Raw genomic sequence first — 24,912 nt, 5'->3', positions numbered from 1 at the left:
GGAGATCTCATTAAATCACTTATACTTAGTATAAAAAGGTGCCGCCTAAGTCATTTTCCGTTAATTGGTTCGACACCTTTTATATTATTATTTCTTCCGACAGTTGTTCTCTTATTGCCAAAGTCTCACAGCTACATTGGTATGTTCATAGCGTTTAATAATAATACATACTTTTTGATACCATTCATTACAAAGTGCATTTACTTCTGTGTATTCTTCCGAATCGATTTCAAAGGATTGGTCATCTGCAATAAATGGATATTCTAAAATAGGATTGATCAAATCATCCACCACTATTCTCAAACATAATGCTTCTATAGATTCAACGTCATCCTCATCTTCTTCTTCATCTTCCTCGTCACCATCTTCTTCCATTTCGGCTTGATCATGCAATAGTGTACTGCCTAACAAACCTTTCCGCGGATATAAGTTTATAACCTCTCCCTCTTCTACTAAGCCAACCTCTAATACTTTAGAAAAGGAAATAGGATCTATACTAAAATCTTCTTCTATGGAATCTCTTTGAAGTATATAAAGAAAGTTTCCTACATCATCTATTAACATGATATTTAACAAATTGTTCGAGATCAGAGACTGTGTATGGGGAATTTCTGCAAGTTGTTCCTCTAATCTCCTTCTACTTTCAGCGTTTCTTCTATTTATAAAAAGTTTCCATTCTATAACTCCCCAAAAGAATAATCCCAATGAAATGACCAGATACAATCCAATTGCATTTGTACTTTCTAGTGAAAGTGATAATGCGAAATAAATAAAGAATAATAGAAATATAACTAGTATTTTCAATCTCATTCCACCTTTAGAATTCTGTTATAAGAGATTCTATTCGTGAAACTATGTCCTTATACTTAAGTCTTTGAAATTGTCTACTTCCAATCACCGAAATAGACGAAAATAAATTACCAACTTCAATCATTTAGCATATAATATATTATTTCATTAAAGCGGAGGTGTTTATGCTGATTCATACTGTTCAACAAGGGGAAACACTGAGTCAAATAGCTCGAGACTATCGTACACCCCTATCCAACATCATTAGCGCTAACCCATCTATAAACCCCAATATACTTTATATAGGTCAATCCATTGTCATACCAGGTTTTCCAGATCCTAACTCACTGCCATATCAAATCGAGGTTTCCATAAACAATCGGCGACTACGGTTGTTTAAAGATGGGCTTTTACAAAAAGAGTATCCTATTGCGGTAGGAAGAATGTTATTCAATACACCTGTTGGAGATTTCATCATTATAAACAAAGCACCTAATCCGGGAGGACCTTTCGGCACCATGTGGATGAGTTTATCGAAAGAACATTATGGGATTCACGGTACTAACGATCCTAGTTCGATTGGCAGAGCAGTATCACGTGGTTGTATTCGTATGAACAATAAAGATGTCGAGGAATTAGCACGTATCATTCCGATCGGTACTCCCGTTTCAATAAGGCCATAAGACAAACTGTTTAAAGAGACGACAGGTCCTCTAAAAAAGAAAATATAGGTAGGTATGCAGTTGATTTCCGCTCCGAGCGGACGCTTTCCATGGGCACGGCTTCAGCCGCTTCCTTACTTTATTCAAAATAAAAAGAGATTACCATTAAGTCTTGAAAATAAAAACTTAATGGTAGTCTCTAAAACTATGTCTACTTGTCTCGATTAATAATATAATCCAAAAAGTGCTTCAAAAAAGTTGTATCTCGTGGCACGTCATGTAATGATTCCATGGCAACACAGTAATTTTCCCACATCTCTTTTTTGGCATCATCAACCCCTAATATAGAAACGAAAGTAGAGCTGTTATTTTCGGAATCCTTCCCAACCGTTTTCCCTAACAAAGCTGTATCTCCTTCTACATCAAGGAGGTCATCTTTAATCTGAAATGCAATACCTGCATGGCGTGCAAACTTTTTCAATGCTTCAATTTCTAATTCGCTAGTATTGGCAAGGATTGCAGGCATTAGAATAGATGCTTCAAATCCAAGTCCTGTTTTGTAGAAGCACATGTTATTTAATTGGTCCAAAGATAATTGTTCGCCTTTTGAATTTAAGTCCATTGCCTGACCTCTACACATATCGGCCGTCACTTGGGCAGAATACTGGATGAGTTTCAACACAACTTTCGAATCGAACTGATCCAATGTCGTTTGCTCCCAAATAGCTTTCTGAGTCAAGAAAAGTCCTGTTAACTCTGCGATGGAAACATTATAAACCTCATGGAGGGTAGGCCGACCTCTGCGGAGTGAAGCATTATCTTGAGATGGAAGATCGTCAAAAATGAGAGAAGCTGTATGCATATACTCTAATGATTTTAAAAGTGGTTCTAGCTCTGAGCTTTTTAACCCATATGCATTGACTCCCATAAACCAAGTGACTATTGGTCTTAAACGTTTTCCATCACCTTGTAGACTGTAATTCGCAGCATCTATAATGGAATCAGGCGACTTATCAGGTTTTGTGAGATCTAGAACTTCGTTAATCTGACTTCGTATAGTTTTGGCGTTTTCTATAAATTCTTCCTGTCCCTGTCTATTATTTTTCAAGCTTGTAATCATATGGTCACGCAGCAGCTTATCGAAGAAATCTACATCATCTGCTTTTCGAACCATCTCTTGGATTAGTTTATTGAAAGTAGGGTTTCCAGAAGCAAAAAGGTTCATTACCTCCTTATATTTTCCGGAACCTACCCGCTCCTTAAATCTTTTAAGACCGTTGATAGCTCGGTCTAAAATAACTTCACGCGTCATTTGATCCGAATCATAAACATGATGAATCAAATTAGAGATTACTGTCCAGTACATTTCAAATGGATTTATGAGATCTGGCCGTTTATCGTGATACTTCAAGTAATATGTGTAGGGAGTTACCGCCCCTTCCTCCATATCATCAAACATATCTGCAAAATCATCCGCAAGTTGATTGTAGATTCCGTAAAAAAATGTTCGACTGTCAAAACCTTCATCCTCAGAAGCACCAATTACAGAACGAACAATCAATCGAGAAGATGCAGATTTTAGAATGACTGGTATATAAAGCTCCTCATTCGTATATTCTGGATAAGCCAAATCATTTTTGCGATCCACTTCTTGAGAGTTGAAAAACACATAAGATTGCTCGAAAAAGTTATTTCTTGTCTCTGGTCGCTGATGTTCCTTAATATATTCAAATGCTTCACTAAGTTCTGAGTGAATATAACCAATCAGTTCCGCATTTTCCCCTTTCCAATCACCTAGTTCGGGAACTATTCCCGTAGTAAGGGTAGTGCGTATCAGATTAGCATATTGTTTTTCTTCCTCTACTGTTAGAATTTTGGCATCTAGAAGATCGTCAATAAATGGATACGTAAGTCCATAGGAAAACCCTAGCCTTATCGCTTTATCAAGCCTATACTTTCGCTCTTCTGGAGAAACATCCCCATTCATTTCTTCTATTTCTTGCATGATTACCCCTGCAATGATTTTAATAAGTTTTCGTTGGGCATGCTCAGCCTCCATCCCTGTAGGAATATTAGCGGATACATTTTTTAACTTATTGATCAGCCAGATGAATGTCGATTCCACGCCTTCTTTCTGAGCCAGGCGATACAAGGCAGTCATATTGAACATTTCACTATCATTCTCTCGATCTGTTGCTGAAGAGATAAGATGAGTTTTCAAACTTCCCACTACATTTCGGATTCGACTTTCCGTTTCTGGGGAATTCAACGCTTTTCCTAAATCTCTCATAAATATATATGAAATGCTTCGATTCAAATAATTATCTAATTTCCCTGTATAATTTAGCCACTTTATATAACTGTGATATCCACTAGCATTAGCTTTTCCTTTCCCCCTGGAAAACAGAGAAAGTATTGAATGGTGTCGTATATGATTATGTTTCCACAAATGTATATCTTCTGTAAGAACTTTCACATATGTCTTCTGTTGAACCTGCGTATAAAGTGATTGAAAATAATGATTGGCCTTCTCTTCTGCCTGCTTGTAACAAGCATCGGTATTAATGATTAATTCTTTGTTCATATCATTACTCACCTTCACTTCTTATTTATAAATTCCACTCCAATTACTATTATAATTATAACATTCAACGTATTGATGATTTACTTTAAGCTACAGAATTATTCCTCTTTCTATTTCTATGAGTCAAACCGCTGCTTCATAATAGCAAAAACAAAAAAAGAGAACGAAAATCGTCCCCTTTTTTATCTTCTTTATAAACTGATACGCGGAAATAAATTATTTACTTTCAACTTCACCAGCTGATTCCCATCTATCTATTTCTGCACGAACAATTGGTGCCACTTCTTTGCCAAGTAGTTCAATTGCTTTCATCACGTCTTCATGAGGCATTGATCCAACTGGTACATGCAGCATAAAGCGAGTAATACCAACATTTTTACGTAGGAATATAATCTTTTCAGCTACTGTCTTCACATCTCCAACGTATAAAGCACCTTCCAAGCTACGTGCATCATCGAATGTCGAACGAGTATACGGGCCCCATCCGCGCTCTCTTCCTATAACGTTCATTGCTTGCTGTGTTGGTGGGAAAAATTTTTCCACAGCAATATCCGTAGATTCTGCCACAAACCCGTGCGAGTGCGATGCAACCGTTAACTTTGATACATCATGTCCTGCTTGAGTCGCGGCTTTCTTATACAGTTTCACGAGTGGCTCAAACTGGAGTGGGCTACCTCCGATAATTGCCAACACTAGTGGCAATCCAAGGAATCCAGCTCGAGCAACAGATTGCGGTGTTCCACCGCTCGCAATCCAAACGGGAAGTGGGTCTTGTACGGGACGTGGATAAACCCCACGATTCTGAATCGCAGCTCGATGCTTACCACTCCATGAAACCATTTCAGACTCACGTATTTTTAAGAGTAAATCTAACTTTTCTTCATACAATTCATCATAATCCTTTAAATCATATCCAAAGAGTGGGAAAGATTCGATAAAGGAACCACGCCCTGCCATGATCTCTGCTCGACCATTGGAAATAGCGTCTAATGTAGAAAATTCCTCAAATACTCGCACTGGATCATCCGATGAAAGTACTGTTACAGCACTAGTTAGTCTTATATTCTTCGTCCGTGACGCAGCTGCAGCCAGAAGAACAGCGGGCGCGGAAGCCGCGTAATCCTTGCGATGATGTTCCCCTACACCGAATACATCTAGCCCAACTTCATCTGCCAATACTATTTCTTCCACAACCTCACGAATACGCTCCGCATGACTAATTACTTTTCCAGTTTTTACATCTGGAGTGGTTTCCACAAACGTTGTTATACCAATTTCCACTTAATTTTTCCCCCAATCATTATTGCGTTCAATTGTTTATATAAGGATGCTTTCGGCCTTAATGATACCTTATTATCCTATTTATATTCAATTTATCAGTTTCATTGGAGAAAGAGGATTTTGGAAAGATATTCTGTTTCACGGGTAAACATAATTCGAGAGCGAGTATGTAAGAACCATTCGCTAGTATTCAATAGAGTGAACGCCAGTAAAACTCAGTAACCTTTGTCCTCAAGCGTCCTCTCTCTTCTTCACTTCACTCATTAAATAATCGACAAACAGATCATCCCTTACTAAAGCTGCCTCATAGTTTCTCTTTAAGAAACGCTCGCCATCTTCAAAGCTTGTAAAGGTTTGTTCTAATTCGTTTTTATTTTTTTCGAGAATCCAATCTTGATCATTTTTAGAATATAAGATGAACGTGTCATTATTCCTATTTTTATAAAACGAACCGAAAGCCGATTGTTTCAAATTATACTGATTTCTTTTTGCATCTTCTGGTATTGAGGACAGATGGAAAGTGTCCAAAACAAATAACTTATATGCTTCCTCCGTTAAAGTACATCCTGATGCTTTTTGATGTCCTCCGCCGCCGAACTGTCCAGCAACTTCCGAAACATCGACATGATCATAAATTGTACGAAGAGAAATTCTTTTTCCTCCCATGATTACAATTGCGATGTAATCGAGATGTGGAAACTCTTTGCCAAGTTCATTACCTAACTCCGAATGATACGTTTCCGCATAGACCACCCCAGCAATATGGTCTCCCACTTTTGCCTGTACAATCTCTCTTTTCTTACGACGAATATAGCGATCAATCTTCTCGGATTCCATTTTCAATATTTTCTTTTCAAATTCATCAAAATCAAAATGGTCACTCGTACGAAGTCGTTCCATTATTTTTTCTTCAAATTCTTCCATCGATATTAAATAGAACAATGAGTTTAGGGAATGTGCCTGATGATTCCCGTTCTTTTCCCATTCCCATGTATCATACTGTCTAACTAATTCTACAAATTCTGTTACTGCAGCAGTTGGTTCCAATAATTTGTTGGATACAAGGTACTCATATAATAAGGATGTAGCAGAAGTTAATTTGCCTTCCTGATCTTCCACTAAAATATATCCCCATTCATAATCATTAAAGTGCAACGCTGATTTATGATGATCGATTAGTTGTACCTTCCCATTTGCATTGTAAAAATCATTTAATCTTTTTTCATTATCCCCGTTCGGCGTCAAATCCGTTACGAATAAAAATGTATCAGGTTCATCATTTTCTAAAAAATATTCAATCTCCCGATTAAGAGATGAAATCGAATTATAGCGCACCTTTACATTCTCACCAAATGCTAGCTTTGCTAAAATACCACATCCGACACCATCTAAATCATTATGGGACAATAATTTATACATTCTCTTCACCTCTTATATAGTATGGTTTTTACATATTAAACTTATTAATAGAACTAACTTAAAAGTTATTTGGGTCAATTTCAAATTACTTATATCAATATAAAATTGGACTCCGTTGATTGTAGCGCAAGGTGGCGACTCCAGTGATGAGGAGTGAAGCCATATCCGCGGAAAGCGTCCACCTGGAGTGAAGATCAACTTTGACGGATTTTACTACTTAATATTTATTTTACAGGTAAACTGTTGCAATAGTATTAAAAGTCATGTATTATTTTAATAATTAAATATTCTCTTATTTCAATTATATTTGAAGTAAGGATAGAGGCGCAAAAACCATTAGTACACAATTAGAGGATAATGAGATCCTAGGACATTTGTGGAAAGGGGAATTTGCCGAAGTTGAAAGAATCTCATTTTTCTTGAAGCTGGTTCAGCTGTTGAACAAACACTGAATTGTCATATAGGAGACTATATGGAGGGCTATCTTACGCACAGAAATATTACTCTATTTCTACTGCAACAACGAGCCCTCGTTGTTGCTTTTTCGCGTTTACTTAACTTGACTACCAAACAAATCTCAAGTTAAGCCTCCGGTGGATGTCACAGACTTTGGAGTTAATTGCGCTAGCGCAATTCAAAATCTGGACGCAATTACACCGAAGTGTAATTGATGAAGCCCTTCTCCCTGAATTTTTAATAATAAATTATAGGATGTGGAGAAGTTATGAATTTTGGACAAATATTAACGGCTATGGTTACTCCTTTTGATCATAATGAGGATATAGACTTTCCAGCTACAAGAAACTTAATAAATTACTTAATCTCCAATGGAACACAAGGTTTGGTTGTGTCTGGAACAACCGGAGAGTCTCCGACGTTAACCGATGAAGAAAAAGTACAGCTGTTTAAATTTACAGTTGAAGTTGTAAATGGTAGAGTGCCAGTTATTGCTGGAACCGGCTCATATAGCACAAAAGCTTCTATCAATTTAACAAAACAGGCTACTGATGCTGGTGTCGATGGTATTATGCTTGTTGTTCCTTATTATAACAAACCATCTCAAGAAGGCTTGTACCAACACTTCCAAACAATTGCTGCAACAACATCATTGCCGATTATGCTATACAATATTCCAGGTCGAAGCGTGGTCAACATGTCATTAGATACCATCATCCGACTTTCAGAGATTCCAAATATCGTTGCTATCAAAGAAGCTGGCGGCAATTTGGATACTATGTCTGAAATTATTAGTAATACTCGTGAGGACTTTTCGCTGTATAGTGGCGATGACGGTTTAACAATTCCGGTGCTATCAATTGGTGGAACGGGTGTTATTTCCGTAGCTTCGCATATTATAGGAAATGAAATGCAAGCAATGATCGCAAAGTTTAATAATGGCAATGTAAGAGAAGCTGCAATGGATCATCGCAGACTATTGCCTGTCATGAAAGCATTATTTGCAGCTCCAAATCCTACACCTGTTAAAACAGCATTGAATTTAAAAGGTGTTCCAGTGGGTGGAGTTCGCCTACCTATGGTTCCTTTAAATGCTGAGGAGCTTACTACTTTAAAGGAAGTATTAACTACACTACCAGAAGGCGTAAAGTCTTAAAAAGAGCGAATTCCAACTACTGGAATTCGCTCTTTTCTTTAATTCTTGGACACGAAAGATCAGATACTCGCGCTCGACTGGTGAATATTCGCGGAGAAGAAGGGATTACCCACGCTCCCTCTGTGGTTACTCGCGGACTGCCATGATTTACTCGCATAAAGGGATATATTTCCATTTAAGAGTAACTCAAATCGGCCTTTCTCGCGGAGAAGAAGGGATTACCTGCGCTCCCTCTGTGGTTACTCGCGGACTGCCATGGTTTACTGGTGGAACGGGATATATTACAACTTAATAAGTAACTTGAATCGTACTGTCTCGCGGTTGATCGGTGAATACCCACGCTCGACCATTGCTTACTCGCGGAGAAGAAGGGATTACCCACGCTCCCTCTGTGGTTACTCGCGGAACGGGATATATTTCCAATTAAGACTGAATTGTCCCATTTCTTATGACTATACTAAATGAGCGAATTCCCAGTACTAATGGAATTCGCTCTTTTTTTAATTAACTTCTATATTTAACCGCTAAGCCTTTAAGGAATTTGCGCGCAAAATTGTCTCCGCATTCTTTATAATTACGATGACCTGGTTTTCGTAAAATAGCTCCAAGCTCACCTTTTGAAACTACAATACCACCATCATGCAACACATCTAGCATATCTTCTGTTGTTAATTGTAGAGCTACTTTAAGCTTTTTCAACAGCATATTATTCACGTGATCCTTCTGCTGTACAACTGGCTCCGTATCTGCTGGCTGTTCCGGTTTTGGATCCTGCTTGCCTCTTTTATGTGTGATTAGTCCATTCAAAAACGATTCTAACATTTTATTATTACACTTGATGTGGTTTTCATCCTCTACTACTTCTTCCTCTTCACTTTCCTCTTTTGCTTTGGTAAGAATTTTGAGAACTTCCTCTTTAGTTACTTCCACACCACCAAGTTTAAATACCTCTACCATATCCTTATTCTTTATATCAAGGGCATATCTCAATCTGATTAATATATCATTATTCTCCATTTATAAACCTCCCAATGTCCGCATAAGTAGATATCATACGGAACTAATCATTACTAGAATAGCACAATGTGAGCTAGTATAAAAAAAACTGGAAGAGAAATTTTTCATTTTCTCCACCAGTTTGATTTCATTTGCCTATGAATTGAAATCATATATTTGACCTTTTATCAAATAAGCTGTGCTTTCAGCGATATTCGTAATATGGTCTGCTGTTCTCTCTAAAAAGCGATTAACAAATAATAATTGTACAAGCTGACTTGTTTCTTCTGGATGTTCACTTAGATAAGCAGTAAGTTTTTTATATGTCTCTCTACTATATTGATCTACATTGTCCTCTAAATCTCCCACTTCTTTAGCAAGCAGGATATTTTCCTCTAAGAATGATTGTAATGCTTTTCGAAGCATTTCGATCGATATATCTTTCATCTTTTCTAGATGGGTAATATCTAATAAAGATTCAGTATTGCCAATTTTAATCGTTGCTTTTGCAATATTTACAGCAAAATCTGCGACCCGTTCAATTTCAGATGAAATTTTAAGGACACCAATTATTTCACGTAAATCTCTGGAAACAGGTGATTCTTTCGCTATCATCCATATGGAGAACTGATTTACTTCTATTTCAAGATTATCAACCGCTGTATCTCCTTCAATTACTTTTAGAGCAATCTCCACATCCTGTGTTTTTAACGCCTTAAAAGATTTTTCTAGAGCGACAACTGAGAGTTCACCCATTTCGATAATCTTACTCTTTAGTTCTTCTAAATTATTTTCAAAGTTTACACGAATACCCATTGGTAACCTCCTATTATCCAAATCGACCTGTAACATAGTCTTCTGTTCTCTGATCCTGCGGGGTGGAGAAAATATTATCTGTATCATCGTATTCTACTACTTCTCCATTTAAGAAAAATGCGGTTTTATCGGAGATTCGAGCAGCCTGTTGCATGTTATGTGTCACAATAACAATTGTATAATCTTCTTTCATATTGGTGATTAGTTCTTCTATTTTTAGAGTAGAAATCGGGTCTAATGCGGAAGTAGGCTCGTCCATTAAAATAATATCAGGTTTCATCGCTATTGCACGAGCAATACATACACGTTGTTGCTGACCGCCTGACAATCCTAGGGCCGATGTTTTAAGACGATCTTTTACTTCATCCCAAATTGCTGCACTACGTAAACTTTCTTCTACAATTAAATTTAATTCTTTTTTGTTTTTAATACCTTGCATTTTTGGTCCGTAAGCCACGTTGTCATAAATACTCATAGGAAATAGATTTGGTTTTTGAAATACCATTCCTACCTTCGTTCTGAGTTTGATAACATCATTAGATTTATAAATATCTTCATGATCAATGACAATTTCTCCTGTAATTTTCACACCATCGATTAAATCATTCATACGATTTAGTGTGCGTAAAAAAGTAGATTTCCCACAGCCAGATGGACCGATTAAAGCTGTAACCTCTTTTTCCTGAATAGCAAGATCGACTCCGAATAATGCTTGTTTCTCGCCATAAAATAAATTTAAATCTCTTACATTGATTATAGTTGCTTCTTTACTTTGCTCCATATGCTAAAATACCTTCCCTACGTAATTTATTTGGTCATTAGCTCTGCATGTTCAATTACTGTGGACTTAACATACTCTTATTTATTTGTAGCTCTGTTAAATTTTTTTGAAATATATGTTGCCGAAAGGTTAATTGCTAATATAATTACGATTAAAACTATACCTACAGCTGCAGCAAGTTCAATATCTCCAGATTCTTGTGTAACTAGATACGAATGTACAGTTAAGGTTCTAGCAGATGATAGAATGCTGTCTGGCATAGCTGCCACGGTTCCAGCAGTTAAGAAGATAGCAGCTGACTCGCCAACAATTCTTCCGACTGAAAGGATAATACCAGATAGTATACCTGGCATTGAGCTTGGTAAAATTACTTTATACAGTGTTTGTAATTTTGTTGTCCCAAGCGCTAGTGAACCTTCTCGGTACGAACCTGGAACTGTTTTTAAAGCTTCTTCAGTTGTCCGTATAATTACAGGTAATACAATAATCGTTAGAGTTAATGAAGCTGCTAATATCGACATACCTAATTTTAATGTTGTAACAAAGAACACCGCTCCAAACAAACCGTAAATAATCGATGGTATTCCTGTTAAACTTTCCGTTGCAAATCGTATTAGTCTTACTAATCGGCCTTGTTTTGCATATTCCTGTAGATAAACGGCTGCCAATATTCCAATAGGTGTTGCGATGACTAACGAGATAAGGACTGTGTATATAGTCGTTACGATCATTGGCCAAATACCACCATCTCCATCTGGAGAATAATCACCAAAGATAAAGTCGAAGCTGATCAAACCAATTCCCTTATAAAAGATAAAACCTACAATCATAACAAGAACGGCAACTGATAAGAAAGCTGATAACCACAAAAGTCCTCGGAGTAAGTTATCTTTAAATTGTCTCATCTTAGTTGCCTCCTTTGGAACTTATTTTTGCTAAAACGAAATTTAGTATTAAGATAAACGAGAATAAAACAATTCCCGTAGCAAATAACATTTCTTGATGAGTACCGAATGCATAACCCATTTCTAAAGCAATATTTGTCGTTAATGGACGCACACTATCTGTTAAGCTAGTTGGCACGATTAAGCTGTTCCCAGCTACTAAGATAACTGCCATTGTTTCTCCAATTGCACGACCAAGACCTAATACAATGGCAGTCATAATACCAGATTTTGCTGCTGGTACAATAACTTTAAAAATTGTCCCAATTTGCGATACCCCGAGAGCTAGTGATCCTTCACGATATGTTTGCGGCACTGCACGAATGGCAGTTTCAGCAACCGTTACAATGGTTGGTAACATCATGATTGCTAGCACTAGAATAACTGCGATTAGGCTTTGCCCTTTCACTAAACCGAAAGTATTTTGTAAAAATGGAACAATGATAGCAAGTCCAAACACACCATATAACACTGATGGAATACCTGCTAGTAATTGTACTGCTGGTGAAATAATCTTTGCTAATCGTTCTGAGGCAATTTCAGCTAAGAAAATAGCTGTAAATAGACCAATAGGAACTCCAATGATTAACGCTCCAATTGTCGCAAAAATAGATGCAACAATCATTGGGAATATACCGAATTTATCTTCACTCGGTACCCAATCACTACCAAATATAAAATCTATAAAGCTATAGCCCTCCGCTACAAATGGATGGGCACCTTTATAAAATACAAATCCAATGATTAACAATAAAGTGATTACGGAGAGAAGTGCACAAATTAAGAATAGTCTTTGCGACACCTTCTCTAACATATACTTTCTCTTGTTTGCTTTGCCGATTTCGACGGTCTGCTTGTTAGTTGTTGGGATAGACACTCTTATTCCTCCAAAAGTAAGTCAAAAGTTTATGTTGTTGTCTTCCTAATTCATCTATATCTACTTTATAGGGATAGCTCCTGCTTCTGCTGCAATGAGTTGTCCTTCTTCACTTAGTATAAAATCTATAAATTGCTGTCCTGCCTCAGTTAATTGTCCTTCTTTATAGACAAACAAGAATGGCCTAGACAAGCTGTATTTTTTTTGTAAAACATTTTCTGCTGTAGCTTCTACACCATTAATGTCAATTGTTGAAATGTTCTCATCAATATACTCAAAAGAGATAAAACCAACTGCATGTTTATTGTTCGCAACTGTTGTTTTAATATTTCCATTACCGCTTGCAATGATCGAGTTTCTGATTAACTCTCCAGAGCTATATTCTACTATTTCTTGAAAGGCATCCCGTGAACCTGATCCGTCCTCGCGAGAAACTACTACAATTTCTAAGTCATCTCCACCGAGTTCACTCCAGTTTGTTACTTCCCCAGTAAAAATCTGTTTAACCTGCTCCATCGTTAAATCTTTTACTTTATTACTTGGATGAGTTACTACTACAATTCCATCATAAGCAATAATTACTTCATTCAACCCACTTGCAACTTCTTCTTCTTTTAAATCACGCGAAGACATTCCTATCTCCGACACCCCACTAATAGCGTTTGTAATTCCCGCTGAGGAACCAATTTGATTTATCTCGATATTCGTGTTGTCTTTCTCTGTATATTTTGCTGCTAATTTTTCAGCTAGCGGTCCTACGGAAGTAGATCCGGAAATAGATACTGTTGCATTATTACCACTTGACTCTGTAGTATCCTTGTTATTGTTTGAACATGCTGTTAATACAGTAAGTATAGACAGCAGTAATAATCCTATTTTCACTTTATTCAAGCTAATCATTTCTTACCTCCAAGAAAATAAGTTATGTCTGTTCTATGACGTATTTTGTCTAATTATAGAATAAAGGCAGAGTGTAAATTTTTAATACTACAATTGTAAAGCTTTTGTAAATTTAATTAAAAACAAGTCAGTCTATTTTAAATATTTATAAAACTCACTTTAGAATTACTTAGGATGAGTCTAAATCAGTACTATATTACTTTCCATTTATTTCAAATTTATTCTATGGAGTACAATAATAAAATTGGAAATTACACTTTTAAATGTTTATACTTTACTTTCATCCATAGATTTTCGTCGCGTTGGGTGATAAATGGCTTATATGCTCTAGGTATGCAGTAACTTTGGCATCCTCTTCTCTGGAATATTCATAACCTAGTCCATCAGCTACAAATATAGCTGTGGTACGAAATAGAACTAACATTGCAAATAATGCTCTCCACATATCTTTATAACTTCCATCAGCATAAGTGGAGAGTAGTTCTTGCCAATTCTCTTCGGATAGGTACTTCTCCAAGTACTTACCAAATTTACCTATACTGACGGAGTAAGAGTGTTCAATACCAACCTTCCATTCGAGCATCTTTAACAGCATCGGTCTCATAATATTATTTAAATGCTCCGCTGCGTAAAGAATTTCACCTCTCCACAAGCCCTTCGCCACATATGTAGATACCCACCAAAACTCGTTACAGCAATCGGAGAAGAATTCTTCAGAAGGACGTTTTACCCAATAATCCTCGTCTGTTGGGGGCAGGAGTTCGGCAGTGTCGTTATCCTTGTCCATTAAAATAACCGTTAACTTATCCTCTTTGTAATATGTATCTTTTTCATCATTCGAAACTAGCGTAAGATCAATACGGTTTCCATCAGTAAACAACATTAGGTAGGAGAACCTACCACCTAAACCTGGCGGAAACATAGACATATTCTCGGGAGTTTGCATAATGATTCGTTCACCGAATACCTCTATCCAATGTGGATCTTCAATGAATGAATTCACATCAGTTACCACGTAAACAATATCAAAATCCTGAAACAAGTCTTTTGGAGCATTGGGATTCGTCCTTGAACCATTTAGCCCTACTGCTCTAATCCTTTCATCATTTGCTGCGTAACCTAAAACTAATTCAAATATTTCATCTGAAGTTCTCATGTTTTTTCTCCTTTAGTAAAAGGTGCCTGTTTCCAAATACAAAATTGTATTAGAAACAGGCACCTTTTTATTTATTGTTGCTCCGCATATTTTTTGAAATTGTTTAAAATTGCCTGCCAACCTTCTTGTTGCATTTCAATTGGATTAGTTGTTTCAGGCTCAAAAACTTCTACCACTTTCGTTTCGTTTTGTTGAGGAATGAATGTAATTTCAACTTTTCTCCCATCCCCCAATGTATAAGAGATGAACTCATGAGAACGCACTTCATCATATAGGCCACCAAAATCAAAGCCAAAGCTTCCATCTTTTGCTTCCATTCTAGAAACAAATTTCCCCCCAGCTCTTAAATCATTTTCAGCGTATGGCGTATGCCATTCTTCCGAGGCATTATTCCAATTTGTTATATGAGCAGGTACTGTCCAATATTCCCATACTTGTTCCACAGGTGCATGTATAATTGCTTCTACGGTTATTAATGAGCGATTAGTATCCATTCTTCCAGCTCCCTTTTTTAATACATTCTTTCTAAATTCGCTGAATCTATCCATTATTCCTTCTAAGTTTCCCCAAACTTAATTGGTTTAAAACAACTTAGCAGAGGCTACCATTAGAGGAATTACCTTATATAACACCATTCGCATCTTTTTAAAGTTTTATTGTTAAGTGTTAATGGTTTACACTACATTTTTAAATTTTTTGCTCATAATTTTTTATATTGCCAGATTGCATTTTATAGTTTCTTAAAACCATACCATTTGTTTTAGTCATTCCAAACGTATCATAATAAGGAACCAAGTCATCGTCACAACACAAATCAATCATATAAATGTCATTAAGTTCTTTAAGCATGCGATTTACTAATTCCTTGCCTATACCTCTCTTTTTGTATTCTGGTAAAACCTCCAGAAATGGAATATAGGCAGATAAAACCCCATCACTAATCGCAGTAATAAATCCAACTACTTGATTAGTACTTTCATCAATCGCCACAATTACTTTACTGCTTTTATTTAGCATTATTAAGTGAGTTTTAGGACTGGGCGGATTTGGCCAATCTACGAAAAAACCTTCTAACATATCGGTGGAAATATCACTGGTTGTATTTTTGTATTTCATAAATATCATCTCCTTAATGTTATTAACATACTAGAATAGATGATACTTATCAAAAGTAGAGTAACAATAATATGACCTCCCCGTCTATGTAATACTATTTGTTATAATTATACATATACACAAACAAATATTATAGACTCAACTTCATAAGAAAAACCGATCTACCACGCGGAAAGCGTCGACCTGCAACGGAAATATTCCCGGTGATTTTTATATACTTATCCTAAAACAAAAAAGACGTAGCCCCAGCTTTCCGGGTGAAGCAACGTCTTTTATCCTAATCAGTCATCTCTGTTCAATAAACGATTTCTATGTTTCTCTGCTTCATTTGCTTCCTTTTCCCGGGCTATCTGATCCTTCCGCAATTGTCCGTTTACGCGTGGGTCTTGTAATCGCATAGTACTCCATGCTGACGGCCCCATTTTTTTACTTACTTTCCGTATTTCATTTCCAAAAAACAACATGTCCATTCCTCCCCCCTATAAATTAATCAAAGAGGACGATATATAACTTTCCCCCTCTCTATAAAATATGCAACCAATTAAGGGACACGGAGGTTATGAGCACAGTGAAATATAATTTAGTTAGATTTTCTTTGTAGCCGAACAGTTTTAATAATTCGAGATTAAATTTATAACGTATCCTTTGTCACGAATGTTATTAACATAAAGTTTTAATAAAAAAACAACTACACTTTTGAGCAGTGTAGTTGTTTTTAAAGTGACATTGACTGACTGTGCCTTGCTAAATACTCTTCCTTCTCTTTATAATCTGGCATAATACTCCCCACACGTCGCCAAAATGATCGATCATGATTCATATGTGTAATATGACATAACTCATGAATTATTACATAATCGATTACTTCAATGGGAGCCATAGCAAGACGAAAATTAAAGGTAATCTTTTTACCTGAACTACAGCTACCCCATTTAACTTTAGATTCTACAATTTCAATAATTTTAGGTTTTACTTTCAGCTGTTTTTGATATATTTTTATACGTTCCTCGGTAATAGCCTTGCATCTAGTCATATAGAATTTCTTCAGATTTCTTTTAAGTACTTCTTCATTTAAATCACTACAATCTATTAATTCATGAAGAAATCTTTCTTCTCCCATGTATAAGAACTTGCCATTAGCATGATACTCTCTTGCCTGAGGTAATTCTCGAGCTTTTCTAATCTCCTCGAGTTTCTCTAGTATCCATGTGCCTTTACTTTCTATTGCTCCATTAATTACTTCTTTACTTGTGTCTTTTGGAGCTTTAACAGTAATGAAACCTGATGAATCTATATGAATAGATAGCTTCTTTCCATTTCCATACTGAACATTAAATTCAATTATCGTATTTTCAACTTTAACTTTCATAACTACCATTAACTTTGTACATTAATTTCCAACCTTTTTTTAATAATATTATTTATTTTTATCAATTTTGTATTAGAATTTTGGTAACTTATTTTCGTCTCCAATTCAAAGTATAAGTATAATTCTAAACCCTTAGAGAGCCTCGGAATCCCCTTGCGGCATAATAGGAATCTGCTCCATTATGGTACGTAAAGACAGTATCATAGCGACTATCACAAAAGATAGCTCCTCCAAGTTTTCTTATATTGTCCGGTGTTTGCACCCAACTTGACGTTTTTAAATCGAAGTTTCCAAGATTCTGCAACTCCCGATATTGTTCCTCTGTTAAAAGTTCAATGCCCATCTCTGTTGCCATATCTATAGCGCAATTCTCTGGTTTATTTTTTTTCCTAGAATCCAATGCCTTACGGTCATAACAAATACTTCTGCGACCTTTAGGGCTTTCTGCTGCACAGTCCATGAAAATATATTCGTTATTCTCGTTATCATAGCCCAATACATCAGGTTCCCCTTCAGTTCTCTCCATTTCATAGAGCGTCCAGAGTTTATCATCATTCGCTTCTAGCTTTGATTGGACACTATTCCACTCAATTCCGTCATGACGGTTCATATTTTTCTCAAAACGGTTCTTCAATATGTCGAGTAATTCCTCATTTTGCTCGTGTGACAACTGCCTATTTTGTTTTGTCATATATATCTCCTCCTAATTTAACTCAAGTCCTATTTAATTTATCTTCACACAGTTTAAACTTCATTTCAAGCTCACGCTAAATGAAGGACACCTCATTTGTCGCAAGGAGATTTTGGCGTTCCCTTTGAAAACTTCATTAAATTCGATACTATATGAGTAGAGTCAAATAGTATTGGAGGAATTAGCATGAAACTTATTGTTTATTTAGCAGGTCAAATTCATGATGATTGGAGAGAAGAAGTTGCACAAAAAGCAAACGCAAAAAATCTTCCTCTCGAATTTGTCGGACCTCAAACAAACCATGATCGTTCAGACAATATCGGTGAAGAAATTCAAGGAAAACAGCCATCTAACCTTTATAAAGATGATGCTGCATCAGATATTAATAATTTTCGAACACAAGTCTTAATGCAAAAAGCGGATATCGTCATAGCTTTATTCGGGGAGAAATATAAACAATGGAATACTGCAATGGACGCTAGCACGGCTATTGCTATGAACAAGCCGACGATTATTATTAGACCTGAATCATTGACTCACCCACTAAAAGAGCTTTCAAACAAGGCGAATGTAACCGTAGAAACTGTTGATCAAGCGATAGATGTCATCCATTATATTTTTGATTGATATAAATACACATAAAAAACAGTGAGTATGAAATTCTACTCACTGTTTTTAATCATTCTACTGTTTTATCCGTCTCTTCACTTCGTTCCTCGAATTTATCAAGCAAAGCACGCACTTCATCCGTTGACTTTGTATTCATCAATTGGTTTCTTAACTCCCCAGCTCCAGGGAATCCTTTGACATATATTTTGAAGAAGCGATGCAGTCCTGTGATTGATCGTGGTAATTCTTCTGCATATTGATCTTGTAAATCCAGTTGTAATCTTAGCAGATTCAGGTATTCAGTAGTGGAATGGTCCTTTGGTTCTTTTTCAAAAGCGAATGGATTTTTAAAAATACCTCGTCCAATCATCACTCCATCAATACCGTATTTTTCAGCAAGCTCCAAACCTTTTTTACGGTCAGGAATGTCCCCGTTAATTGTTAGTAGCGTATTTGGTGCTATAGAATCGCGTATTTTTTTTATTTCCGGAATAAGCTCCCAATGGGCATCTGCTTGGCTCATTTCCTTCCTTGTCCGTAGATGAATGGAAAGATTCGCAATGTCTTGTTTCAAAATATGTGTTAGCCAGTCATGCATCTCCTCTAGTTCCGTAAAACCAAGTCTTGTCTTCACACTGACTGGCAGTCCTCCTGCTTTTGCTGCTTGTATAAGTTCCGCTGCAACATCTGGACGGAGGATAAGTCCGCTTCCTTTTCCTCTAGTAGCCACATTCGGTACAGGGCATCCCATATTAATATCAATACCTTTAAATCCTAACTCTGCCATACCAATACTCATTTGACGAAAATACTCAGGATTATCTCCCCATATATGTGCCACCATTGGCTGTTCATCCTCAGTGAAAATTAAGCGACCACGGACACTTTTCATCCCTTCTGGATGACAATAGCTATCTGAGTTTGTAAACTCCGTGAAAAACACGTCTGGTCTACCAGCTTGACTTACAACTTGACGAAAAACAACATCCGTCACATCTTCCATTGGCGCAAGTACAAAAAATGGTCGTGGTAAATCTCGCCAAAAATTATCTATCATACTAAAATTCAAATCCTCTCACTATGGTGTTATCTGTTGGTTAAAATAATAAAGTCATTATTATAGTATAACCTAGCTTATATAATTTTTCTTCTACCATGTTTGATACTAAAAAAAAAATCTAAAACCAAACAGACGGTTGAGAAGTGCATTATCGCAATTCTCAACCGTCTGTTATTTTAATTATTATATTAATTGGATAATGCGATCTTTATATGAGCTAAGTGATGCTCTTCGTGCCAAGCCAGTTTTGCAACTTTTTTCGCCACTGTTATTTCGCCGTTTGTTTGATGAGTAAATACTCGTTTTAATTGGTCTTCAGTTAAATCCTGCCCTAAAGAAACAATACGCTCATTTATACCTTCTAGCATTTTGATAGAACTTTCTACAGGAAGTATTGTATCTGGTTGTATTGCCCACTTCTCCTCACTAAATCCTGGTACTACTGGATTCTCATCAGTTAAAGCTAGCTTCAAACGTTGGTACATGTTCAACTGTGAATCTGCAATGTGGTGAACAAGCTGACGAACTGTCCATGCACCTTCACGATACGTTTTGTTTAACTCTTCATCACTTAATGTGTCAACCGTTTCTCTAAGTCGCACCGTATACGTTCTAATTTCCTTTAACCATTCTTGAATATTTTCTAATGTTACTTTTTCAGGAACTTGTAATTCTCCAATTGGGTATCTAACATCCACTTTTCAAACCCCTTTTCCCTAATCTTTATTTTTGATATTAACACTTAATATATCAATCGGCTCAGATGTTGTAAAGACTAGTTAACTAAGGACTATCCACAATCTCAGCCAAAGTGAGTGAATCTCCCTGCTTAGATTTTACTCTCTTTTATTTATATACTAAATCCCTCTAAAATTTCTAACATTCCACTCCTGCAATCCCAAAACCACCTGGTCCAGCATGGGTAGAAATCATTGCACCTGCTTGCATCCATGTGATTTTCTCGAAACCTGCTTCCTTCGCGATTTCATCCATTCGTCTTTTAATACTCTCATCAAGTCCAATAGAGTAGATTAAATACAGCTGCTTTCTATCAATATCGTATTGGTTTAAGTAGTCTCGCATGAGCTTTTCCGCAACTATGCTCATACTTCCACGATATTTTCTAGTTGAAACAAGCTTTCCTTCTACTAATTCGATGCAGGGCTTTATTTTTAATAGTACTCCTCCAATATAAGCAACGTTACTTACCCTTCCACCAGACCTTAGAAAATCTAAACTGCCGGGAAGGAAAGCCAGTCTTGTTTTAGGAACTACAGATTCTATTTTTTCCATTAAGTGAACATGGCTAATGGAAGGTTCTTCCTCAAGCAAAGTTACAGCATACATCACGATTGCAGCTAATCCACCTGTTACATTTAGCGCATCAATTAGAAAAAGATCTTCAAAATCTTCCGCTGCGATTAATGCACTTTGAAAGGAAGCAGATGCTTTGGACGTATATCCAATATGAATAATGATGCTATCAGGAAAATCTTTTCTAATTTTCGTAAACAATTCATGGTACTCATGTATATTCGTTGCTGTTGTAGATGGTATTTTTTTCGTGCGACTATGATAATCAAAAACATCCTCTACCGGTAACTCACCATCTAAGTAATCCTTCCCATCCATGATGACATGCATCGGCACTACTTGGATTTGATGTTTCTCAACCAGGTCTTTCGGTAAATCAGCGCCACTCTCTGTCGAAAAAATAATCCTACTCATTGAACATTCCTTTCAACCAACGCAACCATTCCTGCGTAATTAGTTATTTTATTTATCCTTAATATACACTAGACCGGGATATTATTCAGTTTAATAATCAGAAAATTTACATAAGAAATGGAATATCAATACTACCTTTGAGAAAAATCTTATTCATTTACTTGAATGTTGCGAAGGTAGACATATAAAGTTATGAATTCTTCCTCCAATTAATTCTAATACTTACTCACCAACATTCATGACGAATTAAAGATAGGTGGAATGAAAAAGCAGACGGATTTGAAATGCATTCCTGCCCTTCTAAACCATCCACTTATTTAAAGAAACTTGCATGTTAATTTGCCTATTACGTTCAATAAATTTTAACCAAAAACACCTATAATCCTTATTGGAACAACGTAAAAAAGAACGGACTCTACTATTAGAATCCGCCCAACAGTTCCAACCATTTCATAGGCTTGCTCCAATTTAGTGAGATCAGGACTTTTTACAACAATGAACGGATTAAACAAAAATTGGCGAGCATGAGCCGGTAAAAAACCGAACTCATACCAGCCAATTAGCTGCATTATTAAATGCTACCTTTTTAGGTATTACTCTTACCGCTTTGTTCCTTTTATACTAACTCCAACCACGAGACGACTTCACATTGTCATGATGCTGAGCGTGGAGTAAAAGTTCAGTTTTCGTCAAGCAGGTTAATCCAAATGTTGCCGCCGCTTACAGTAATATAGTAGTTTTGCTCACTACCGTCAGCATTTTCAAAGCGGATGAACGTATTGCCATCATGCTTTGCCGTAAGCACGACATGGTTCCCATCTTTAATCTCGACAACGACAACAGACTCATCCTCCATCGAGTATGCCCAATTTCCATCGTCAAGGAATATATCCTTGGACTTGTCTACTCCAGTGATGCTAACAAACGTAATAAGAACTGCAGCTATGACAGTAAGCGCTGCGATGCGGTGCTTTTTCTTATCTAGCAAAATAAAAACGAAGAAAATGGCCAGAGCAAGGCAGAAAATAGAGCTGAGTAAATGATTCGGGAAATTTGCCATTGCAGTTCTGAAATAACGGACGCTAGCGGCGGAAAGATAACCTGTTGCCACGGATAGAACTAGGACACTGAGCCAGTTTTTCTTTTTGAGTTGGAATGCTATCACAGCACCAGGCAGGGTCAGAATTGTGATTTTAAACCAGTATTCATAATAATGGAATATCTCCCAACCATATTCGTAAAACGGTACCTCAATCAAAAAAATAAGAGGCTGGCTGACAAGGAAGAACACGAAACATTTAAGCGAAGCTTCCCACCACTTTTGGCAATTAACAATAATGAAAATGGCAAAAAGAAACCAACAGTCAACATAAATAGCTATGTCCTGAAATGAGGTACCTTTCAAAAAAGACACCTGATTGATAAGGGCAGTATATACGGCTGTAATAATAGCCAAAAGAATAACTCTTGGCCAGGTCATATTAAATTCACCGAAGTATTTTTTAATTTTTTCCATGCTTTCTCCTCTAAGTAAAACCTTATTTGACAGTAATCCCAACAAGCTTGTGTTTTTCCATGATTTATTTAACTAGATAAGTTCTAATTTGTCTAGTTTTTCTTTCATTCGGACACCCCATTAAACGTGGTATTCCACAGCTCTTTCAGGAATTCTTGGTTATCGTATTGCATACGCAACAATCTTTTTCGATTTTAGTCTAGTAATTGGTAATGCTTATATGCAATATATAGTTATAGCTAAGTTAGGAAAATTTTAAATTTCGATTCTATCTCTTTTATATTTCAACGTAAACTTAATTTCATTGGATTGTTGGCTTATTTATTTGAATATAATAAGAAACCCAAAATAATTAGGGAGCTGGTATAGTGAGCGAAATAGATAAACGAAACAGATTAAGTGAGGAACCATTTACTTATCAAATAACGAAAAATGGAACGGTAACAATCAATTACAAAGGTAAACAGATTAAAGTTGTAAAGGATAAGGAGGCTGAGCGTCTTATAGCAAGAATTAAAGCAGTTGAAAATAATATGTTAGAAGTACAATTATTGTTAGCGAAAATTACAGGTAACTTTAAACGTGGAAACGAGAAAATGGGTAAGAATAAGAGAAAATAAATTAGTCTTAATTTTAGGTAGGTCGGACTAAATACGAAAATATAAAACGTTAAAAAATCTCAATTTAATGTGTTAGATCAGCGTTGCACCCGGTGTAAAAACAATCGAGATAATTAACTGCAATTCAAAAACCGCAAACAAACTGCTTTGCCAAAACCCATTCAATCGTGGATTTTGATACAGCAATATTTTTATTGATTAAACTAGCTCAAATTTATAAGTCCTAAATTCAACAATCATTTTTATCCCCCTGTTATTATTAAATTAAATCAAAAGATTACCTTCTATAATAACAAGCAGATGGTTTAGATGTGCGATACCAGCACTTCTATACCATCTGCTTTTAATTTCACTATTAAACCAATTCCAACAAAGATGAGATGTTTCCCTACTCCTCGAGCTATCTTTCATATGCATAAACAATCGAATCAAAATACCTTCACTATTTTTTAATCATTCTCCTATTAAAAATCTTAACTGAACACATGACTTGTCAACTATTGATTAATCAACTATAATAACCATAGATTTATATTTCAATAAAAAAGGGTGGAAAATATGATACAACAAAAAACAGCTTTAGAACAATTAATGGAGGAACGTAAATCTGTGCGTAAGTATGAGTCAGGCGTTACGATTCCTCGCGAAACAATCGAGCATATTTTACAGCAAGCTACATCAGCTCCATCATCAAGTAACTTACAGCCTTGGCGCTTCCTTGTTATTGATGATCAAGAACAAAAGAAAGAATTACGCATTGCTGGTTTTAATCAGGCGCAAATCGAAACATCATCAGCGATTATTGCTGTATTAGGCGATAACGAAATGCATAAAAACGCTAAACAAATTAATGATTTAAATGTTGAGCTAGGCTATATGCCACGCGATATTGCTGATATGATGATCGCCAACTCGGAATCCACGTATAGCGGTATATCGGATGCACAACGGACAAACATTGCACATTTAGATGCTGGTTTAATTACTATGCAAATCGTACTTTTATCGAAGGATATGGGTTACGACACTGTAATTATGGGTGGCTTCGATAAAGCAGCATTCGCTCAAAAATACGAGCTACCTGCAAATGAGATACCAATGGTGTTAATCGCTATCGGTAAAGCGGCTATGCCAGCACGTAACTCATCACGTTTACCGTTTGAACAAATTATTCACTTTTCTAGCTAAATAAGGCATTTCAGCTCTTAATTCATGTAAATTTGATTTTGTTATCCTTTCTAACAAACGAAAATGCTATTATATAGGTTTAGACATAGCGTCCCTCTGTTCAATGTCACATAGAGCATCTGGCGTACATTATGAAACACCTAAAAATCTTCTATAATAAATGCCGAATTCGAACTCAATTTTTAATGCGTGCAAAAC

26 protein-coding genes and 1 riboswitch are annotated in these 24,912 nt (G+C 36.3%); of the genes, 5 read left to right on the top strand and 21 right to left on the bottom strand.

Annotated features, from left to right (window positions below):
- Positions 1–111: 111 nt before the first annotated feature.
- Positions 112–804, bottom strand: coding sequence for a hypothetical protein (locus BM260_RS14645; RefSeq protein ID WP_093538092.1), 693 nt, complete (start codon positions 802–804; stop codon positions 112–114).
- 173 nt (positions 805–977) lie between these two features.
- Between BM260_RS14645 and BM260_RS14640 the strand changes: the two genes are divergently transcribed.
- Complete coding sequence (locus tag BM260_RS14640) at positions 978–1,472, top strand: L,D-transpeptidase family protein (protein ID WP_093538197.1); 495 nt, start codon at positions 978–980, stop codon at positions 1,470–1,472.
- A 190-nt stretch (positions 1,473–1,662) separates the two neighbouring features.
- Here the strand turns inward: BM260_RS14640 and BM260_RS14635 are convergent, their stop codons facing one another.
- From BM260_RS14635 to BM260_RS14625, 3 genes are all read right to left on the bottom strand, one after another.
- Entirely contained in the window at positions 1,663–4,035 is a 2,373-nt protein-coding gene (locus BM260_RS14635) for a polyprenyl synthetase family protein (protein ID WP_093538091.1), read from the bottom strand.
- A 216-nt stretch (positions 4,036–4,251) separates the two neighbouring features.
- The gene (locus BM260_RS14630; protein ID WP_093538090.1) at positions 4,252–5,316 is read right to left on the bottom strand and encodes an LLM class flavin-dependent oxidoreductase; all 1,065 of its coding nucleotides are present in this window, start codon (positions 5,314–5,316) and stop codon (positions 4,252–4,254) included.
- Between the two features lie 231 nt (positions 5,317–5,547).
- Positions 5,548–6,735 (bottom strand): DHH family phosphoesterase, encoded by a 1,188-nt coding sequence (locus BM260_RS14625; protein ID WP_093538089.1) that lies wholly within the window; start codon positions 6,733–6,735, stop codon positions 5,548–5,550.
- Between the two features lie 311 nt (positions 6,736–7,046).
- Positions 7,047–7,226: riboswitch (Lysine riboswitch) on the top strand.
- A gap of 233 nt (positions 7,227–7,459) precedes the next feature.
- Between BM260_RS14625 and dapA the strand changes: the two genes are divergently transcribed.
- Positions 7,460–8,347, top strand: coding sequence for a 4-hydroxy-tetrahydrodipicolinate synthase (gene dapA / locus BM260_RS14620; protein ID WP_093538088.1), 888 nt, complete (start codon positions 7,460–7,462; stop codon positions 8,345–8,347).
- Positions 8,348–8,851: 504 nt separating this feature from the next.
- On the opposite strand, the gene BM260_RS14615 is transcribed toward dapA, so the two are convergent.
- The 12 genes from BM260_RS14615 to BM260_RS14560 all read right to left on the bottom strand — a co-directional run bounded on the left by BM260_RS14615 (position 8,852) and on the right by BM260_RS14560 (position 17,993).
- Complete coding sequence (locus BM260_RS14615) at positions 8,852–9,364, bottom strand: YehS family protein (protein WP_093538087.1); 513 nt, start codon at positions 9,362–9,364, stop codon at positions 8,852–8,854.
- Positions 9,365–9,499: 135 nt separating this feature from the next.
- Positions 9,500–10,159, bottom strand: a complete 660-nt coding sequence (gene phoU, locus BM260_RS14610; RefSeq protein ID WP_093538086.1) for a phosphate signaling complex protein PhoU — start codon at positions 10,157–10,159, stop codon at positions 9,500–9,502.
- Between the two features lie 13 nt (positions 10,160–10,172).
- Positions 10,173–10,940 carry a phosphate ABC transporter ATP-binding protein PstB gene (pstB, locus tag BM260_RS14605; protein WP_093538085.1) on the bottom strand — a complete coding sequence of 256 codons (768 nt, stop codon included), beginning with the start codon at positions 10,938–10,940 and terminating at the stop codon, positions 10,173–10,175.
- A gap of 77 nt (positions 10,941–11,017) precedes the next feature.
- On the bottom strand, positions 11,018–11,845 hold the full coding sequence (pstA, locus tag BM260_RS14600; RefSeq protein WP_093538084.1) for a phosphate ABC transporter permease PstA: 828 nt from the start codon (positions 11,843–11,845) through the stop codon (positions 11,018–11,020).
- A gap of 1 nt (position 11,846) precedes the next feature.
- A complete protein-coding gene (gene pstC / locus BM260_RS14595) occupies positions 11,847–12,761 on the bottom strand; it encodes a phosphate ABC transporter permease subunit PstC (protein ID WP_245762741.1) in 915 nt (304 codons plus the stop codon).
- Between the two features lie 60 nt (positions 12,762–12,821).
- Positions 12,822–13,661 (bottom strand): phosphate ABC transporter substrate-binding protein, encoded by an 840-nt coding sequence (locus tag BM260_RS14590; RefSeq protein ID WP_093538083.1) that lies wholly within the window; start codon positions 13,659–13,661, stop codon positions 12,822–12,824.
- A gap of 280 nt (positions 13,662–13,941) precedes the next feature.
- Positions 13,942–14,817, bottom strand: a complete 876-nt coding sequence (locus BM260_RS14585; RefSeq protein ID WP_093538082.1) for an aminoglycoside 6-adenylyltransferase — start codon at positions 14,815–14,817, stop codon at positions 13,942–13,944.
- 71 nt (positions 14,818–14,888) lie between these two features.
- Positions 14,889–15,311, bottom strand: coding sequence for an SRPBCC family protein (locus BM260_RS14580; protein ID WP_093538195.1), 423 nt, complete (start codon positions 15,309–15,311; stop codon positions 14,889–14,891).
- A 193-nt stretch (positions 15,312–15,504) separates the two neighbouring features.
- Complete coding sequence (locus BM260_RS14575) at positions 15,505–15,933, bottom strand: GNAT family N-acetyltransferase (protein WP_093538081.1); 429 nt, start codon at positions 15,931–15,933, stop codon at positions 15,505–15,507.
- Between the two features lie 281 nt (positions 15,934–16,214).
- Positions 16,215–16,397 (bottom strand): hypothetical protein, encoded by a 183-nt coding sequence (locus tag BM260_RS14570; protein ID WP_217646104.1) that lies wholly within the window; start codon positions 16,395–16,397, stop codon positions 16,215–16,217.
- Positions 16,398–16,648: 251 nt separating this feature from the next.
- Complete coding sequence (locus tag BM260_RS14565; protein WP_093538194.1) at positions 16,649–17,302, bottom strand: M48 family metallopeptidase; 654 nt, start codon at positions 17,300–17,302, stop codon at positions 16,649–16,651.
- Between the two features lie 124 nt (positions 17,303–17,426).
- The gene (locus tag BM260_RS14560) at positions 17,427–17,993 is read right to left on the bottom strand and encodes a DUF4256 domain-containing protein (protein WP_093538079.1); all 567 of its coding nucleotides are present in this window, start codon (positions 17,991–17,993) and stop codon (positions 17,427–17,429) included.
- A 186-nt stretch (positions 17,994–18,179) separates the two neighbouring features.
- Between BM260_RS14560 and BM260_RS14555 the strand changes: the two genes are divergently transcribed.
- Positions 18,180–18,620, top strand: coding sequence for a YtoQ family protein (locus tag BM260_RS14555; protein ID WP_093538078.1), 441 nt, complete (start codon positions 18,180–18,182; stop codon positions 18,618–18,620).
- Between the two features lie 52 nt (positions 18,621–18,672).
- Here BM260_RS14555 and BM260_RS14550 read toward each other — a convergent pair whose 3' ends face one another.
- From BM260_RS14550 to BM260_RS14530, 5 genes are all read right to left on the bottom strand, one after another.
- Complete coding sequence (locus BM260_RS14550; protein WP_093538077.1) at positions 18,673–19,659, bottom strand: tRNA dihydrouridine synthase; 987 nt, start codon at positions 19,657–19,659, stop codon at positions 18,673–18,675.
- A gap of 191 nt (positions 19,660–19,850) precedes the next feature.
- Positions 19,851–20,360, bottom strand: a complete 510-nt coding sequence (locus BM260_RS14545) for a YfiT family bacillithiol transferase (protein ID WP_093538076.1) — start codon at positions 20,358–20,360, stop codon at positions 19,851–19,853.
- A gap of 178 nt (positions 20,361–20,538) precedes the next feature.
- Complete coding sequence (locus tag BM260_RS14540) at positions 20,539–21,390, bottom strand: DegV family protein (protein WP_093538075.1); 852 nt, start codon at positions 21,388–21,390, stop codon at positions 20,539–20,541.
- A 362-nt stretch (positions 21,391–21,752) separates the two neighbouring features.
- Entirely contained in the window at positions 21,753–21,959 is a 207-nt protein-coding gene (locus BM260_RS14535) for a hypothetical protein (RefSeq protein WP_093538074.1), read from the bottom strand.
- 110 nt (positions 21,960–22,069) lie between these two features.
- A complete protein-coding gene (locus tag BM260_RS14530; protein WP_093538073.1) occupies positions 22,070–22,906 on the bottom strand; it encodes a hypothetical protein in 837 nt (278 codons plus the stop codon).
- Positions 22,907–23,274: 368 nt separating this feature from the next.
- Here BM260_RS14530 and BM260_RS14525 point away from each other — a divergent pair, with 368 nt between their 5' ends.
- Both BM260_RS14525 and BM260_RS14520 read left to right on the top strand, forming a co-directional pair.
- Positions 23,275–23,526, top strand: coding sequence for a hypothetical protein (locus BM260_RS14525; RefSeq protein ID WP_093538072.1), 252 nt, complete (start codon positions 23,275–23,277; stop codon positions 23,524–23,526).
- Positions 23,527–24,084: 558 nt separating this feature from the next.
- Positions 24,085–24,714: a nitroreductase family protein gene (locus BM260_RS14520; protein WP_093538071.1), complete on the top strand. Its 630-nt coding sequence runs from the start codon at positions 24,085–24,087 to the stop codon at positions 24,712–24,714.
- Positions 24,715–24,912: the final 198 nt, after the last annotated feature.

Origin of the sequence: Psychrobacillus psychrotolerans, from assembly GCF_900115805.1 — a bacterium.
In the GTDB taxonomy this organism is placed as follows: Bacteria; Bacillota; Bacilli; order Bacillales_A; family Planococcaceae; genus Psychrobacillus; species Psychrobacillus psychrotolerans.
Note: the sequence above shows the minus strand (reverse complement) of the source record. Positions and strands in the feature narration are given on the sequence as shown.

Bases quoted from the DNA above. Each gene is read 5' to 3' on its own strand.
- BM260_RS14530 (WP_093538073.1), bottom strand. From the start codon at position 22,906: ATGGAAAAAATTAAAAAATACTTCGGTGAATTTAATATGACCTGGCCA.
- BM260_RS14520 (WP_093538071.1), top strand. From the start codon at position 24,085: ATGATACAACAAAAAACAGCTTTAGAACAATTAATGGAGGAACGTAAA.
- BM260_RS14625 (WP_093538089.1), bottom strand. From the start codon at position 6,735: ATGTATAAATTATTGTCCCATAATGATTTAGATGGTGTCGGATGTGGT.
- BM260_RS14560 (WP_093538079.1), bottom strand. From the start codon at position 17,993: ATGACAAAACAAAATAGGCAGTTGTCACACGAGCAAAATGAGGAATTA.
- BM260_RS14580 (WP_093538195.1), bottom strand. From the start codon at position 15,311: ATGGATACTAATCGCTCATTAATAACCGTAGAAGCAATTATACATGCA.
- BM260_RS14635 (WP_093538091.1), bottom strand. From the start codon at position 4,035: ATGAACAAAGAATTAATCATTAATACCGATGCTTGTTACAAGCAGGCA.
- BM260_RS14585 (WP_093538082.1), bottom strand. From the start codon at position 14,817: ATGAGAACTTCAGATGAAATATTTGAATTAGTTTTAGGTTACGCAGCA.
- pstA (WP_093538084.1), bottom strand. From the start codon at position 11,845: ATGAGACAATTTAAAGATAACTTACTCCGAGGACTTTTGTGGTTATCA.
- BM260_RS14540 (WP_093538075.1), bottom strand. From the start codon at position 21,390: ATGAGTAGGATTATTTTTTCGACAGAGAGTGGCGCTGATTTACCGAAA.
- phoU (WP_093538086.1), bottom strand. From the start codon at position 10,159: ATGGGTATTCGTGTAAACTTTGAAAATAATTTAGAAGAACTAAAGAGT.
- BM260_RS14550 (WP_093538077.1), bottom strand. From the start codon at position 19,659: ATGATAGATAATTTTTGGCGAGATTTACCACGACCATTTTTTGTACTT.
- BM260_RS14590 (WP_093538083.1), bottom strand. From the start codon at position 13,661: ATGATTAGCTTGAATAAAGTGAAAATAGGATTATTACTGCTGTCTATA.
- pstB (WP_093538085.1), bottom strand. From the start codon at position 10,940: ATGGAGCAAAGTAAAGAAGCAACTATAATCAATGTAAGAGATTTAAAT.
- BM260_RS14535 (WP_093538074.1), bottom strand. From the start codon at position 21,959: ATGCAGCTAATTGGCTGGTATGAGTTCGGTTTTTTACCGGCTCATGCT.
- BM260_RS14565 (WP_093538194.1), bottom strand. From the start codon at position 17,302: ATGAAAGTTAAAGTTGAAAATACGATAATTGAATTTAATGTTCAGTAT.
- BM260_RS14555 (WP_093538078.1), top strand. From the start codon at position 18,180: ATGAAACTTATTGTTTATTTAGCAGGTCAAATTCATGATGATTGGAGA.
- dapA (WP_093538088.1), top strand. From the start codon at position 7,460: ATGAATTTTGGACAAATATTAACGGCTATGGTTACTCCTTTTGATCAT.
- BM260_RS14570 (WP_217646104.1), bottom strand. From the start codon at position 16,397: ATGTTGTTTTTTGGAAATGAAATACGGAAAGTAAGTAAAAAAATGGGG.
- BM260_RS14615 (WP_093538087.1), bottom strand. From the start codon at position 9,364: ATGGAGAATAATGATATATTAATCAGATTGAGATATGCCCTTGATATA.
- BM260_RS14575 (WP_093538081.1), bottom strand. From the start codon at position 15,933: ATGAAATACAAAAATACAACCAGTGATATTTCCACCGATATGTTAGAA.